Source organism: Streptomyces sp. NPDC096323 (assembly GCF_040302845.1).
Classification (GTDB): Bacteria; Actinomycetota; Actinomycetes; order Streptomycetales; family Streptomycetaceae; genus Streptomyces.
Map to the genome: position 1 here is coordinate 1 of NZ_JBEOSI010000014.1, position 14,099 is coordinate 14,099.

A 14,099-nucleotide genomic window follows, 5' to 3' on the forward strand; every position below is an offset into this window, starting at 1 on the left:
TGGATCGCCATGTCGAGCAGGAGCGGATGGGCCATGGTCTCGCGGAATCCGCCGAAATGCGGGGCCCGGAAGAAGTCGGTGGTGAGAATGCCCGGTCGGCCGAGCAGGTGCGCGCGGTCCCGGAGGGCGTCCAGGTGCCCGTTGTACCGCCGCGATTGGCTGACCATGAACAGTTCGCCCGCCGCCTCGGACGCGGCGGCCAGCCGCAGCGCCTCGGGCACCGTGGCGGCTGCGGGTTTCTCACCCAGGACGGGCAGTCCGAGGGCCAGTGCCGACAGCGTCACGGGCAGGTGGGCCTCGGGGACGGTCACGTCCACGACGGCGTCGGGACGCGTGGCCGCCGCCAGCGAGGCGAGGTCGTGACCGGTGGGCGTCCCCGGCACGCCCAACCGGTGCACGAGTGCCTCGGCGTGGTCGGAGACGCTGTCGACGACGCCCGCGAGTTCCGTGTCCGGCGAGGCCAGGACGGCCCGGAGCCAGACACGGGCCATGCGGCCGGCCCCCACGACCAGGACGCGCACGGGATCGCGGTCGGACGGGATCGTTCTGAAGGTCTGCGACGTCACGCCTGTTCGCCGCCCCGTTCGAACCAGCCGGATTCGCTGTGGACCAGCCTGGGGACCGACCGGTCGGCCTCGGGCGCCGCCCAGCGCACGGCGTTGGCGATGACGTGGCGGACGTGGGGATGGTGGTAGACGGGATAGTCCTGGTCCCCGGGACTGAAGTAGAAGATCTTTCCGTGACCGCGACGGAAGGCACAGCCGCTGCGGAACACCTCGCCGCCGCTGAAGGAGCTGAGGAAGACCAGTTCGTCGGGGACGGGGATGTCGAAGTACTCCCCGTACATCTCCTGCTCGTCGATGACGAACGGATGGGGCACGCCGGCCGCCACAGGATGCGTGGGGGCCACCGTCCAGACCACTTCGCGATCGCGTCCGCTGCGCCAGCGCAGCGTGCACGTCGTGCCCATGAGCCGGGTGAAGATCTTCGACAGGTGCCCGGAGTGCAGCACGACCAGGCCCATTCCGGCCAGCACCCGGCGGTGCACCCGCTTGACCACCTCGTCCGACACCTCGCGGTGTGCCAGATTCCCCCACCACGTCAGCACGTCCGTGGCGGCCAGCACGTCCTCGGTCAGCCCGTGCTCCGGTTCGTCCAGCGTCGCGGTCCGCACCTCGGCCGTCCCGCCCAGATACTCGGCGACGGCCCCCGCCACCGCCCCGTGTATGCCCTCGGGATAGCGCGCCGCGACCTCGGGGTTCTGCTGCTCGTGCCGTCCCTCGTTCCAGACGGTGACCCGCAAGGGTCTCGGTGTGGCTGTCGACATGGCTTCTCTTCCACGGTGCGATGCGGGCGACGAGCGACGGCGGATCCCGCCGAGGGAGGGACGCCGTCGCCGACATGACGCGCTGGACGAGTACCGGTGCTCGAAAAATTTCGCAACAACCGATACTGAAGCCAGGGAATCATAGTGGACGGCATCAAGGCTCCGCCCCTGGAGGTGGCGTGGACGACCCGCCCGCCGTCCGTCGGGACGGACCTCGGGCACACGGTCGCCGGCGTTGCGGCCTCCGTCATGACTTCCGCCGTTTCACCGTGCGTCACCGACTGGCCCACAGCAGCCCGCGCTCGGTGAGCGCGCGCGTCTGCGGGGTGTCGAAGTCGTCGGGTGCGTGGCCGAAGACCGAGGCGAAGACCCGGCCGCGCCCCCACGTCCTCGTCCATACCGCCGGTACGGACGAGACGCCCGGCCGGTTCTCGTCGCCGTCGAAGGTGACGGTCGCCAGGATGTCGATCAGGGGGTCGCTGAGCGGCCAGTACCGCTCGGAGCGGGCCTCGAAGTCGGACAACCCGCTGATCACCGGGTGGTCGCTGTACTCCGCGGCCAGTCGCACCCGGCGACGGCCGGACTCCGACGGGTCGAGCTGGAAACTCCCTCCGACGAGCAACTGGTAGTCGAAGTCCTCCCGGAACGCGTCCACCAGCCCAGCGCCCCAGCCCGCGAGTCCCATGCCGCCTCTGACGGCGGCCCGCAGTCCGGCGCTCTCCTTGGGCGTGATTTCGCCCCCGGGCCAGCACTGGACCACCAGATCGGTCTCGGCCAGAAACTTCTCGTCCTCGTAGACTTCCAGGCAGTCCTCGATGACCACGTCGAACCCGTTCCGGTCGAGGAAGGGCAGGAAGAGGTCCGTGGTCTGGACGGGGCTGCAGCCCTCCAGGCCGCCGCGCACGATCAACGCCCGTCGTCTGGCATAGCTCATGGTGCTCTATCGGTCCTCTCGACAGGGCCCGGGAAGGCGGACTGTACTCGCTCCGAAATGTTGCGCGAAAACCGGGAGCGCTGGCTGGAGTGAACTGTAAGAACCGGCCCGGTCGGCGTCAAGAGATGACGCAGCGCCCATTCGGCGGGCCCGTGTTGCGGCCGCCCGCGCGGTCGGCATACGGGAACGTGCCAACCTGCACCCGCAGATCGGGAAGGTGGAAGGGGGCGGGCCCCGTGGCTGTCCGCGGCCGATGGACGGCCACGAGCAGTGTCGATTCGACCGGCTGTGCTGCACCGCGGATCGGTCGACGGGCAGCTTCGCGTCTCTCTCGCGGCACGGAGTCGGCCGTCCCGCGTCGTAGGCGGCGACCACCGGTCCGAGGCCGAGCGCTATGCGGTGCCGATCCGCCCCTTCGCACCAGCGCGATAAAAGTTTCGAAACATTGCTCTTGCGCTTTGTGCCCTTATTCAGGAACCGTATAGACATCTCCGACGCGAGATCCAGCCGACGGGAACGGCAGCCGATGTCTCGCGAGTTCTGCAGACGTTCTGTCTCTGCAGTGCCTCACACTCCGTGCTCTTCGTGAGGGGCTTCCCGTGTACGAGCGAACAAATACTCTGCTGGGCCTCCGCGAAGAGGCCCCACGTACGTAGGTGACCCCCCGTGAGATACGGGCGTCGTTCGTCTGGCTGCCCGCGGAGGCTGTCAGCGTCCCGTTGGCTCGCCGTTTCACCACGGCGGTAGTGAAGCTTTGGAAGGTCGGGGGCGAGCTGCTGGAGGATGCCGAGCTGGTCGTGAGTGAACTCGTCGGCAATGCGACCACCCATGGCCGGTGTGACCTGACCGTGCGCCTGCGCCTGGACGCGAATGGGCTCCTCCACATCACGGTCGTCGATCGTGGCGACGAACCCGAGAGCGCTGCCTCCCCGCCGACCGATGACGAGCACGCCAGAGGCATGCATATCATTCAGGCGCTGGCCGCGCGCATGTATGTGACTCGGCAGAGCCGTAGCAGGCATACGTTGGTCGTCCTTACCGCGGGTAATGATGGTGCGGACATCACCGCGCATGCGTGAGGGCTCGGCGGTTGGAGTCCACCACGCTGACCCGAGCCCTTGGGTCACCACGTCGGACAACTTCCTTTCTTACCGCTGACCGTCCTGGCCCTCGCCGACGCCCGCGACCGCAGGGCTCGGACGGCGAGGGCGGAGCCGAGAGGCTACTGGGCGGTATAGCCGCCGTCGACGGGCAGGGCAACGCCCGTGACGTAGCTCGCGCCGGGACTGCACAGCCACAGGACCGCCTGGGCGATCTCGTCGGCGGTGCCGAGCCGGTCGATGGCCTGGCCCGCTTCGGCCTGGGTGCGGTCGAGTTCTCCGCCTTCGACCATGGCGTCGACCATCGGGGTGCTGATCGTGCCGGGGCAGACGGCGTTGATCCGCACGTCGCGGGAGCCGTATTCGAGGGCGGCGCTCTTGGTCAGGCCGATCACGCCGTGTTTGGTGGCGTGGTAGGCGGCGCGGCCGGGGTTGCCCACGAGACCGCCGAGCGAGGAGCAGTTGACGATCGTGCCACCGCCCTGGTCGCGCATGTGCCGCAGTTCATGCTTCATGGACGCCCAGATCCCGCGCAGGTTGATGCCCTGGACGCGATCGAACTGCTCCGCGCTCTCATCGGCGGCATCCGTGGGCGGGGGCATGATCCCTGCGTTGTTGTAGGCCATGTCGAGCCGTCCGAAAGCTTCGACGGTGCGCTCGACGGCGGCGGCGACCTGGTCCTCGTCGGTGACGTCGCAGACCACGGCGAGGACCTGGTGGCCGTCGTCGGTGAGCTGCTTGGCGGCGGCGTTGACGGCGTCCTCGTTGATGTCGGCGAGCGCGACGGCGGCTCCCGAGGCGGCGAAGGCGCGGGCGGTGGCCAGGCCCATGCCGGAGGAGGCGCCGGTGATGAAGGCGACCTGGCCGGTGAAGTCGTAGGTGGGGTTCATGTGTGTTCTCCCGTCGAGAGGTCGCGCCAGGGCAATGCTGCGGGCTCCGGCGATGTCGTTCCTCAGCGGTTTCGGGTGTGTGGGTGCGCTGTCTCTCGAAACCGCCGCATACCTGGTTGTGCTAGCTGGACACGGGGGGGTGCCTCTATGTCGTTCGGCAAGGCACTCTGTCGGGTTTGGGATGGTTCGGTGTTGCTGGGGTTATGCGGCGAGCTCGACGTTCTTGGGCGCCCGCGATTCGTAGAAGGTGCCGTCGCGGAGCATGGCGAACAGGACGCTGATGCGCTGGCGTGCGAGGCGGAGGAGCGCTTGGGTGTGGGTTTTGCCGCGGGCGCGTTGTTTTTCGTAGTAGGTCCGGGAGGCCGGGTCGGCGTTCATGCAGGCGAAGGCGGAGAGGAACATCGCCCGCTTCAGTTGCCGGTTTCCGCCTCGGGGTGCGTGTTCGCCGTGGATCGAGGTTCCCGAGGACTTCGTTGTCGGGGCCAGGCCCGCGTAGGAGGCCAGGTGGGCGGCGGTGGGGAAGCTGGTGCCGTCGCCGACGGTGACCAGCAGAACTGCGGCGGTCCTGACGCCGACGCCGGGCATCGAGGTCAGGACCTGGGAAAGAGGGTGGGCCTCCAGCAGGGTGTTGATCTGAGTTTCCAGGGCCCGGCGCTGTTCGTGGACGGCGGCGAGCGAGCGGGCCAGGGAGGGAACGACGATGTCGAGGGTTCCGGTGCCGGGAACGGTCACGGTCTGCTCGTCCAGGGCGTCGAAGACGTCGTCGATCAGTCGGGCGGCCATGCGCGGGGCCTTCGGGCGGATCAGTTCCACGAGGCGGCGTCGGCCGGCCCGGCGATCTCGTAGGACTTCTCAATCGCCTGCTGCAGACTCGCGTTCGGGCGGACACGGACCGGCTCGACCGGCCACTCCAGCCCGGACTTACGGGCCCGTTCCAGAGCGATCTCGAACAGCGCCAGTGCATCGCGGGACGTCGTGCACTCCATCGGCTCCGTCACCGGCACCCCGTTCCGCCCCCGCTGCACCCATTCCACCTGCTCCGAGACGACGACAAGGTCGCAGCCCGAACGCAGGTGCAGAGCCGACGCACCGAAGGCCAGCCGGTCCCCCAGAAGCGCGATGGACGCGAGCAACGCCCGGCCTGCGGCCGTGAACTCCTCGGTGACGTTCCCGAAGCGCAGCGAGGACAGCTGCGCCAGGGACACCGTCGCCTGCCGGTGCACCCCCTTGACCGAGACCCCGCCGATGCCTTCAGAGGGCGGGATCATGCCGTGGCCCAGCTCCGACATCCTTGCGGACACGACGCCGCGGGGCGGCCTCGTACCATCCAGCGAAGACCACCCCGTCTCGGTGACCGCGACGGTGTCACCAGCCAGGTTCAGCCGGTCCACGCGCCCGGCCGCACGCACACCCACGAGCGGGGAGACGCCGTACATCTCCGAGGTGTAGGCGCGGGGGACCTTGACCTGGATCCGGCGCTTACGGTGCGAGTCCCACACGCCATACACCAAGTCCGCCGGCGACTGATTCAGATAGGCACCGAGGTCTGCTGCTCCCGCCCGGCGCAGAGCAGCCCCGACCTCGGTCTCGTCGAATGCTGTTCCCCCCTCGTTCTGAGAGTCGCGGAAGTAGGCGTCGCAGGACCTGTGCGGCGCCTCCAGGCTCGTGATCGATACGGCCGTCCCCCCGGCCTCCGTCGTCAGCTCCAGATGGGGAAGGAACAGGTCTTCACGGCGTACCGCGCTCAGGAGCGCTTGTTCGCACCGGTTCGCCTGCGACTGGCGCTGATCAAGCAGCACCACCCTGACCTCATCACCCCCCACGTAGCGGGGCTCGATCAGGTAGCCGGCCGCGTCAGTGGACTTGACCTTCACCGTCGGCGGGCAGATCCTGCCGCCCGGGCCGCTGGTCGGCTCATACGCCGCCCGGACCCGAATAGCGCTGTCCTCCGACAGCGCATTAGCTGCCGCATGCAGCCGTTCGTACAGCTCCTCGATCACGATCGACCTCCCAAGATCGGTGAGCACAGAGGACGGAATATCCACCTAATATCCGCCTAAAGCAGCCCGCTTCGGCAATTGAGGATCATCGAAGCATCGAGAAAATGGGCGAGCAAATAGGTTCAATGGTGAAGGATGCGACTCTGTCAGTGGTGGCCGATAGAGTCCTTCGCTCGTCGGTGACCGGCCTCCTCCGAGCGCTGGGTGCAGCGCGCCGACAGGCGCTGCGTTTTCGCACGGCCAGGGTTCCAGCGTGGCTGACGCGCAGGTCAACATCGCTCAGCTTCCGTGCATCTGACTGGAGGCGCGAACAGCACTCGTTCGAGGGTGCGGCCAAATGGGGGATGGCGTTTCGGGGTGCGGCCGACCAGGTTTTTCGACGTCCGGTGCTTACGGCGGGGCTTAAGAGGTCAACGGGTATGGAAGCAAGGGCCTCACGCTATCCGCCAGCAACGACGAGGAATCCGGCTTGCCTTCTCTGCGCTGGCGGGACCTGCGGAGGCTGCCGTCGGCGTAGGGGAGGCTTCGAGAACGGAGACTCAGTGCCCGGCCGAGATCTGCGGCCAAGCGCTTAGAAGTCATCTCATTTGGGTGACTCGGTATTCTGTGAGTCATGGTGGGGATCGTTGAGCGGCTGGTGCCGGACGAGTTGTGGGAGTTGTTCCAGGGGGTGGTGCCGGAGGCGCCGTCGCGGCCGCAGGGCGGTGGTCGGCGTCGGCACGGCGACCGGGAAGTGCTGGCCGCGATCGTCTTCGTGGCCACGTCGGGTTGTACCTGGCTGCAGCTGCCTTCGGCGTCGTTCGGCCCGTCCGGAGCGACCGCCCACCGGCGGTTCTCGGAGTGGTCGAAGGCCAGAGTGTGGGCCAAGCTCCACCGCCTGGTCCTCGACGAGCTCGGTGCCCGCGGCGAGCTGGACTGGTCGCGTTGCGCGATCGACTCGGTGAACATGAGGGCCCTGAAAAAGGGGGCCTGACAGGTCCGAATCCTGTCGATCGGGGCAAGTACGGCTCGAAGATCCACCTGATCACGGAACGGTCTGGTCTGCCCATATCTAACGGCATCTCTGGAGCCAACCTGCATGACAGCCAGGCCCTGATCCCACTCGTGAAGGGCATACCGCCAATCCGCTCGCGCCGCGGCCCGCGACGACGCGAACCCGGCGCACTTCACGCCGACAAGGGCTACGACTACGCTCACCCGCGGCGATGGTTACGCGAACGCGGCATCACCCACCGCATCGCCCGCAAGGGAGTCGAGTCATCGCAACGGCTGGGCCGCCACCGCTGGACCGTGGAACGAACCATGGCCTGGCTCGCCGGCTGCCGCCGCCTTCACCGACGCTACGAATGCAAGGCCGACCACTTCCTCGCCTTCACCAGCATCGCCTGCACCCTCATCTGCTACCGCAGACTCACGTCCTGATTCGCTGGCGTGCTGCCGAACGAAGGCCCTTGCCTTACGAACCATCGAGGGGCAGCCCCGCCACGAACTCTGAAAGAGCGGAGGCTTCCGGCGGCGCCTGCCCATGAAGAAACCGCTGGTAATGGTCGGCGACGAGACGACGTAGGTCTGCCTCGGCCGGTTCATCACCGGTGAGCTCGAGGGCTACCTGGTGCGGCTCACCCGTCATGTGCAACGGTCGGGCCAGAGCGTCGAACCCACAGGCGTACTCGTCGGGCATCTCCCACCATGCTTCGGCGGACGCTCGGTCCTGCAGGACGTACATGTAATGGTCGTCATCGAAGAGGATCACGGGCCCTATCGGTGTGGTCACCCGTGGAGTATGGCGCAACCAGGTCAGATACGTGCCACGGCACAGGCACTAGCCCTACGCGCACGCGCCAAATGAGATGGCTTCTTAGAAGGCACGTGCTCTATCCACTGAGCTACGGGGGCTGACCTGCGTAACGCAGCTCCCGGGTGTTGCCCCCGAGGGGCGGGGGACGCATGGGGGAATCGCTGGTTCCCGGTGGGCGGGGGAGGTGGGCGCTCTCCGGCCGGGTCGTACGTAGGGTCTCACATTACCTTCACGCGCTCGTGGCCTCGCGCGGAAACAATCCCGTACCCCTTCGGTGTTGATGATCTCCGAGCCGAGGAGGGGTCGAGCCTGAAGTTGTTTCGCACGAACATGATGAATAGCGGCATGACCGAGGTCGTGCCGCGTCTTGCTGAGGTCGAGGCCGATGTTCAGGGTCTTGTCGAGGCGCACATGGAGACGCTGCTGGGCGTCCGGTTCCTGGCGAGCGAGTACGGCACCGGGCCGGTCCACGGAGGCCGGATCGATTCGCTCGGGCTGGATGAGAACGGATCACCAGCCATATTGGAGTACAAGCGCGGTGTTGACGCCGGCGTCATCAACCAGGGCTTGTTCTATCTGGCGTGGCTGATGGACCACCGGGCGGAGTTCGAGCACCTGGTCCGCGACCGGCTCGGGGTGACGGCCGCGTCCCAAGTCCTGTGGAGCAGCCCGCGCCTGATCTGTGTCGCTGGCGACTTTACCCGCTATGACGTGCACGCCGTTCGCGAGCACCGGCGGTCGATCGACCTGGTCCGCTACCGGTTCTTCGGCAGAGACCTGTTCGGCCTTGAGACCGTGGCGTCCGTGAGCGGTGGCATGCAGGGAGCCCGCGGGGTGCGCAGGGCACGCCGCCAGACGGTTGCCCGGGCGGCAGTCGACGTCGAGGGTGCGTCGATGGTGGAGTTGGCGAGCGCGGTCGATGAGGCTCTGTTTGGGCTCGGTGACGGTGTGAACCGTGTGGAGCGCAAGCAGTACCGGGCGTATCAGCGGCTGCGGAACTTCGCCTGCTTGTGTCCGCCTCAGCGCAGCAAGCTGCTGGTCTACCTGAAGGTCGATCCGACGGACGTGGACCTCGTTCCGGGTTTCACCCGTGACGTGTCCGGGCTTGGTCACCACGGGACTGGTGATCTGGAGGTGCAGCTTCGTACACCGAGGGACGTGGAGCGGGCACAGGATCTGTTCCGGGCGAGCTACGCGGCGGCGTGATCGCCCGGCCGCCTCAGGGTCGTGGCTGCTTCATGGTCGTGGGGTGATGCCTCTCGACGTGCGGGTGGGACGTGGCGGTGGACTATCAATGGTGCGCGGGATCGCCGGTTTGGCCAACCGGCGATCCCGCGCTATGTTGCCCCGCTCCTGGGTGCCGCTGATCAGCGTGAACGGCTGGTGGCGTGGCCGGCCGCGACCGTCGGCATGGCCGGTGGACTGGTGATGAGGCTCGTCCTGGGTCCAGTGTCCGCAGTCTGGGGGCGGCGAAGTCCGGTTTCGTGGGCGAGGGTTTCGGAGAGGTCGGACAGCAGGGAGCTGGGGGTGTGCGGGGACGCGGTGATGGTCCAGGTGGGCCGGTCCGGGTCGGGTCCGGCCCAGATGGCCAGGTTCTGGCTGGGGTGCTGGGCGGTGAAGGCGTCGAAGCGGACGCCAGCGAATCCGGCGGGGGATGTCCAGCGGATCCAGCGTCCGTCCACGGTGTGCTTCCACCCGGCGTCGGAGAGCGGCTGCGTGGACGCGGTGACCTTCTTCTCGTCGACCGGGGATCCGATGGCGGTGTCCCAGCCCTCGCCGTTGGCGAGGTGGTTCAGCAGTTCCTGCAGTACAGGGGCGGGAGTGGCGCTGGTAGCGGTGAGGGCCCATATGCGGTCGGAGACGGGTGTCTCGTAGGCGGCGATGGTCCACGCGGTCTCTAGGGCCACGGTTTCGTGGATGAGCTCGATACGCCGGGTCTGGGACTCGTGGATGGCGTGAGTTGTCTCGTCCGACCAGGTCCGCCACTTCTCGAACTCGCCGTGCGTGTCGAGGAAGCCGTCGAGGAGGGCCTCGTGGTCGCCGGCGTCGGCCAGGTAGGCGGGGACGGTTTCCGGCTGCGGCGGGGCCGGTTCGGGCCTGGCTGTGGTGACGTCGAGGACGGAGAGCGCTTCGATGGCAGCGCGTTCGGTGTCGGTCAGGGGTGCCGGGCCGGGGCGCATCGTCTCGCCGTGTCCCTTCTCGAACGCGAGCAGGGCCTGGGCGGGTGAGTCGTAGGTGGCAGCGACTTGGCGCAGGTGGTCCTCGCCGCGGAGGTAGACGGACTTGCCGTTGGGCCGAGGTAGGTTCCGACCGCGACGGTCGACTGCCCGTCTTGGGCGTGAGCGTGGATGTAAAGCTGGCCGTGACGGATGTCCTCATGGATCTTCTGCGCCGCGTTGGAGAACTCACGGATCTCGCTGCGTGTGCACCACGGCATCGGATAGTTCGTCCCGTTCCACCCCTTATCCATGGCTTCGCTGAGCCGAGGGGTGATATCGACCTGGATGCCTTCGGCGATCAGGTGCTTGGCTGCGTCGGCGGCCCAGTAGGGCTCCTCGTGATCGATACGGACCAGGACCAGGATGTTGGTGGCGGCCACTCTCCAGTCGGCAGCCTCCAGAGCCATGAGGGCGAGGCGGGACTGCGTGCCGGTCAGTACGGCCTGAACGGCACTCGGGTGAGTGGGGTGGGTATCGAGGCGGACGTGGGCGTCGATGGCGGAATCACGTGGGGGTCTCGTCTCTTCTGCCGGTCGCCGGGCCTTGTGCGGCCGTCGGCGTGCGCGCGGGCTAACGGGTTACTCGTGTGGGCCGGGCGGCGTGCGCGACCGTGGTGGTCGGCGGACCGGCGCGGGTGGTGGCCGCTGGTCGCCGCCGCTGTGGCGGGGTGGCTCCGATGGCGTGCTGCCAACGGGTACGGACAGCATTGACGTCGGCGAGCGACCGGCGGGCGCCGACGATGAGCTGGAAGGGGGTGTTCGCCGGGTCGTCGGCGTACGCCCCGATGCGCCAGCCGGTGTGCTCGGCGGTGGCCAGGAGTGATCGCTGCAGGGCGCGCTCGGCCCAGTACTCCACGGAACCGGCAGGTTCTGCCAGCAGGCGGAGCACCTCGCCCGGTTCGTCTCCATCGTCGAGCAGGCCGCGCTGCTGGGCCTCCCACAGGACGGTGACGGGGTCGACGGGCTCATTGCGACGGGCGAGGGCGGTCAGGCACTGCCACAGGCCGGTGTGCAGCGGCAGAGTGAGGTCGTCGGGAAGCAGCCAGCCGATGGACTCGATGTCAGCGGGGTGAGCGGTGGCGGTCGCGAGCAGCAACTGCTCCTCCTCGATCGCCTCGGCGTGGTCGGGTGTGGTGGCTGTTGGCGGTGCTGGGGTGCGGGGCAGGATGCCGGCGCGGGGCGGGAAGCGGCGTGCGATGTCGTCCACGAGCGCGGCGAGCGCGTCGGCCTTGTCGAGGACCGGCTGGACGGGGTGCGGGAGGGAGGCGTCGTTGACGGTCTGGACGAGATGTTCGGCGGCCCTGTGCAGGCGGCGGCGGGCGTGTTCGGCCTCGACCATGCGGGCGTAGGCCGGGGCGTGGCGGGGCCAGGGGCAGACCTGCACGAGCGTGTGCAGGTATGGGGCGGTCAGAGCCCGCGCCTGACCGCGTGCCGTAGTGAGCACTTGGCCGAGCCATTTGGTGTTCCTCGCGTGCTCGTCGGGGTCGGGTGGCGGCAGGGTGCTGATCGCGGTGAACAGAGCTGCGTGCGCGGCGGTGGAGAACGAGTCTGCGGCGATGCCGGGCATATCGCCGAGACGGTGCGGATTCAGGAGGAGGGCGCCGAGGAGGGCCTGCTCGACGTGGAACACCGGCTGCGGCGGCGGCGCAAGTGCGTGGAGATTGTCCTCGTCGGGCTCGGGGGCGGTGGGCATCAGGCGGCCAGGGTGAAGTCGTCGGGATTGAGGGTGACCCCAAGGTGCGGTGCGAGAAGGTGGCCGGCGAGCAACGGGGGCACGGCATTGCCGATCTGGGAGAACTGCTGGCCCTTGTTGCCGGCCCAGGGGTAGTCGGCGGGGAAGGTCTGCAGGAGGCCGGCCTCGCGAGCGGTGATCCGGATGGGCTCCGGCACAAGGGGCGGATCCGTGGCCTGCGTCGGTGCCGGGGGCGGTTCGGCGACCCAGGTGCACTCGTTCGCCCGGTGCCCGAAGAACAGCGTGCCCGCCGGCTCGGACAGGGAACGGACGGTGGCGTTGGCCTGGTTGTTGCTGCGCAGGGACCACGACCAGCGGTGCGCCTCGGCGGTGAAGGTCGGCGCCGGAGCGTCGGCGGCCCGGTTCTCGCGGGTACCGTGCCGTGCCGCCCATCCTGCGCCTTCGCGGCGGGACTGCAGGACCACACCGTCCGCCCGGGGTGTCCAGGCGCCCCGCTCCCGGGCGTCGGACAGCGCCTTGCGGGAGCCCGAGGGGAAGGGTTCGGGCCCGCCCCCGGGTCCGCCACCGGCGCAGACGGTGGGCACGGGGCGCTCGGTCACACCCCACCCCAGCGCCTCGGCCATGCTGACCCAGCGATTGCGGCCCGGCCCGAACAGTGAATCCGGCTCAGCCAGTTGAGCGTGCGTGGGCGGGGGAGGCTGCGCCGTGCGGACGCGGGAGGCCAGGAGGATGGCCCGCCTTCGGGTCTGCGGGACGCCGAAGTCGGCGGCGTTGAGGATCCCGTACCAGGCGGAGAACCCCCATGTGCGCAGGACGGCCGCGTACTGCTTCCACAGGGGCAGGACGTCCGGCACCTCCTCCATGGCGACCCAGTCGGGCTCGCCGACGGTGTTCAGGGCGTACAGGTAGCGCATCGGTTCGGCCGCGAGCAGGGAGCGCTGGTCGCGGCAGGCGGCGAGGAGGCGTTCGCGGGTGTCACGCCCGGCGGCCAGGTCCTCGACCGCCGTGTGCACGAGCGGCTGGTCGAGCAGGCCCAGGCGCTTGCCGGCCATGCTCCACGCCTGACATGGCGGGGAGGCGATCACACCGCGGGTCCGCCCGACGAAGGGCCGCGTCGGATACATCGCCACATCGGTACGGATCGTCAACTGGCCAGCCGCAGCCCGGGTTTTGCAAGCCCACTCATCCCATTCCAAGCCGACATCGCGGACGCCGAGCACGGTCAGCGCCCGGCTCCACCCGCCCGGCCCGGCGAAGAGATCGAGTATCACGTGGCCAACCCGAAGTCGTCCCGCATTAGTGCGTCGGCCTCCCCGCGGCACGCCCAGGGCGAGCAGCCGTCCTCGACGCCGTTCTCCAGTACGTCGGCCTCGTCCGCCCCGATGCGCAGGGCCGCCCGTTCGGCTGCGGTGACATGGTCGATCGGGGCCCGGTCCAGGGGAACGCGGGAGCGGTGCAGGAATGCCTTGCCGAGCAGTCGGTTACCCGATGCGTTGGCGCGGGCATTGCCCTGCCGGATGGCCGCGTCGAATTCGACGACGTCCGCCCACTCGGACGGTGAGGTGTCCCTGATATGCCGCCACTGCGCATTTCCGTGGAACGGGCATCCGAGGCAACTCGATTTGGGTGTATCGGCAAGTCCGAGAGAGGTTAGATACCGTAGGCAGTCGGCCCGGCTCCAGGACATGTCCAGAAGGGGATGCCGGTTGCGCATGTACTTGACGTCTGCGTCCTTGGCGCGGTGGAACTCGTCAGTGGAGATGCCGACCCACTGTTCGACGAATACGCCCTTCGGGATCCGCTGCGGATAGGGGTAGCCGAGAAGTTCGCGGACCTTCTTCTTTATCGGCTTTATCTTATATTCGCCGGTGCACTGGCGCCGGGTCATGCCTTGCTTTCCGTCCTTGTTCAGGATGTACAGCGGCATGGAAGCGAAGCGGTGATCAGGGTCGAGTGCGTCGCTTCTAATGTTTCCGGAAGTCACCCGCAAGACGGGTATTCCAGCGGGTGCGGCGATCTCCCTTTCGAGTCGGTCGAGGTGTGCATATACGGTGCGCGGCTCCCAGCCCGTGTCGGCGAATATTGCGTAATCGACTTTCGGGAGGATGCCTTCCGCGGACAGCGCGAGCATGGCGCTGG

The 14,099-nt window shown here is 68.2% G+C and carries 14 protein-coding genes and 1 pseudogene; 3 read left to right on the forward strand and 12 right to left on the reverse strand.

Annotated features, from left to right (window positions below):
* The 3 genes from ABTX18_RS31760 to ABTX18_RS31770 form a co-directional block, all read right to left on the reverse strand.
* Nucleotides 1-566: Gfo/Idh/MocA family protein (locus tag ABTX18_RS31760; protein WP_352126259.1), on the reverse strand; the 566-nt coding region annotated here is incomplete at its 3' end.
* On the reverse strand, nt 563-1,327 hold the full coding sequence (locus tag ABTX18_RS31765; protein ID WP_352126260.1) for a ThuA domain-containing protein: 765 nt from the start codon (nt 1,325-1,327) through the stop codon (nt 563-565). The genes ABTX18_RS31765 and ABTX18_RS31760, both read right to left, overlap by 4 nt.
* A gap of 274 nt (nt 1,328-1,601) precedes the next feature.
* Complete coding sequence (locus ABTX18_RS31770) at nt 1,602-2,261, reverse strand: ThuA domain-containing protein (RefSeq protein ID WP_352126261.1); 660 nt, start codon at nt 2,259-2,261, stop codon at nt 1,602-1,604.
* Between the two features lie 656 nt (nt 2,262-2,917).
* Between ABTX18_RS31770 and ABTX18_RS31775 the strand changes: the two genes are divergently transcribed.
* Nucleotides 2,918-3,340 (forward strand): ATP-binding protein, encoded by a 423-nt coding sequence (locus ABTX18_RS31775; RefSeq protein WP_352126262.1) that lies wholly within the window; start codon nt 2,918-2,920, stop codon nt 3,338-3,340.
* A gap of 143 nt (nt 3,341-3,483) precedes the next feature.
* Here ABTX18_RS31775 and ABTX18_RS31780 read toward each other — a convergent pair whose 3' ends face one another.
* From ABTX18_RS31780 to cas7g, 3 genes and pseudogenes are all read right to left on the reverse strand, one after another.
* Entirely contained in the window at nt 3,484-4,251 is a 768-nt protein-coding gene (locus ABTX18_RS31780; protein ID WP_352126263.1) for an SDR family NAD(P)-dependent oxidoreductase, read from the reverse strand.
* 201 nt (nt 4,252-4,452) lie between these two features.
* Nucleotides 4,453-5,088, reverse strand: a pseudogene (locus tag ABTX18_RS31785) (transposase); the annotation flags it as partial.
* Nucleotides 5,055-6,251, reverse strand: coding sequence for a type I-G CRISPR-associated RAMP protein Csb1/Cas7g (gene cas7g / locus ABTX18_RS31790; protein WP_352126264.1), 1,197 nt, complete (start codon nt 6,249-6,251; stop codon nt 5,055-5,057). The pseudogene ABTX18_RS31785 and the gene cas7g, both read right to left, overlap by 34 nt.
* Nucleotides 6,252-6,864: 613 nt before the next feature.
* Between cas7g and ABTX18_RS31795 the strand changes: the two genes are divergently transcribed.
* A protein-coding gene (locus ABTX18_RS31795) for an IS5 family transposase (protein ID WP_503061244.1) occupies nt 6,865-7,673 on the forward strand; the annotation gives its coding sequence in 2 pieces (ribosomal slippage) (nt 6,865-7,213 and nt 7,213-7,673; 810 coding nt in all).
* Nucleotides 7,674-7,707: 34 nt separating this feature from the next.
* On the opposite strand, the gene ABTX18_RS31800 is transcribed toward ABTX18_RS31795, so the two are convergent.
* Nucleotides 7,708-8,025 carry a hypothetical protein gene (locus tag ABTX18_RS31800; RefSeq protein WP_352126266.1) on the reverse strand — a complete coding sequence of 106 codons (318 nt, stop codon included), beginning with the start codon at nt 8,023-8,025 and terminating at the stop codon, nt 7,708-7,710.
* Between the two features lie 369 nt (nt 8,026-8,394).
* Between ABTX18_RS31800 and ABTX18_RS31805 the strand changes: the two genes are divergently transcribed.
* The gene (locus tag ABTX18_RS31805) at nt 8,395-9,255 is read left to right on the forward strand and encodes a DUF5655 domain-containing protein (RefSeq protein ID WP_352126267.1); all 861 of its coding nucleotides are present in this window, start codon (nt 8,395-8,397) and stop codon (nt 9,253-9,255) included.
* Nucleotides 9,256-9,416: 161 nt separating this feature from the next.
* Here the strand turns inward: ABTX18_RS31805 and ABTX18_RS31810 are convergent, their stop codons facing one another.
* From ABTX18_RS31810 to ABTX18_RS31830, 5 genes are all read right to left on the reverse strand, one after another.
* Nucleotides 9,417-10,229: an SPDY domain-containing protein gene (locus ABTX18_RS31810; RefSeq protein ID WP_352126268.1), complete on the reverse strand. Its 813-nt coding sequence runs from the start codon at nt 10,227-10,229 to the stop codon at nt 9,417-9,419.
* On the reverse strand, nt 10,205-10,675 hold the full coding sequence (locus tag ABTX18_RS31815) for a hypothetical protein (RefSeq protein ID WP_352126269.1): 471 nt from the start codon (nt 10,673-10,675) through the stop codon (nt 10,205-10,207). The genes ABTX18_RS31810 and ABTX18_RS31815 overlap by 25 nt, the downstream gene beginning before the upstream one ends.
* Nucleotides 10,676-10,838: 163 nt before the next feature.
* Entirely contained in the window at nt 10,839-11,960 is a 1,122-nt protein-coding gene (locus tag ABTX18_RS31820) for a DnaB-like helicase N-terminal domain-containing protein (protein WP_352126270.1), read from the reverse strand.
* Entirely contained in the window at nt 11,960-13,231 is a 1,272-nt protein-coding gene (locus tag ABTX18_RS31825; protein WP_352126271.1) for a DNA cytosine methyltransferase, read from the reverse strand. Before ABTX18_RS31825 ends, ABTX18_RS31820 begins: the two co-directional genes overlap by 1 nt.
* Entirely contained in the window at nt 13,228-14,091 is an 864-nt protein-coding gene (locus tag ABTX18_RS31830) for an adenine nucleotide alpha hydrolase family protein (RefSeq protein ID WP_352126272.1), read from the reverse strand. The genes ABTX18_RS31825 and ABTX18_RS31830 overlap by 4 nt, the downstream gene beginning before the upstream one ends.
* Nucleotides 14,092-14,099: the final 8 nt, after the last annotated feature.

What these genes read in the sequence shown, in the direction of transcription:
- ABTX18_RS31765 (WP_352126260.1), bottom strand. Translation starts at nt 1,327, where the DNA reads ATGTCGACAGCCACACCGAGACCCTTGCGGGTCACCGTCTGGAACGAG.
- ABTX18_RS31770 (WP_352126261.1), bottom strand. Translation starts at nt 2,261, where the DNA reads ATGAGCTATGCCAGACGACGGGCGTTGATCGTGCGCGGCGGCCTGGAG.
- ABTX18_RS31820 (WP_352126270.1), bottom strand. Translation starts at nt 11,960, where the DNA reads ATGCCCACCGCCCCCGAGCCCGACGAGGACAATCTCCACGCACTTGCG.
- ABTX18_RS31780 (WP_352126263.1), bottom strand. Translation starts at nt 4,251, where the DNA reads ATGAACCCCACCTACGACTTCACCGGCCAGGTCGCCTTCATCACCGGC.
- ABTX18_RS31805 (WP_352126267.1), top strand. Translation starts at nt 8,395, where the DNA reads ATGACCGAGGTCGTGCCGCGTCTTGCTGAGGTCGAGGCCGATGTTCAG.
- ABTX18_RS31815 (WP_352126269.1), bottom strand. Translation starts at nt 10,675, where the DNA reads ATGGCTCTGGAGGCTGCCGACTGGAGAGTGGCCGCCACCAACATCCTG.
- ABTX18_RS31810 (WP_352126268.1), bottom strand. Translation starts at nt 10,229, where the DNA reads ATGCGCCCCGGCCCGGCACCCCTGACCGACACCGAACGCGCTGCCATC.
- ABTX18_RS31830 (WP_352126272.1), bottom strand. Translation starts at nt 14,091, where the DNA reads ATGCTCGCGCTGTCCGCGGAAGGCATCCTCCCGAAAGTCGATTACGCA.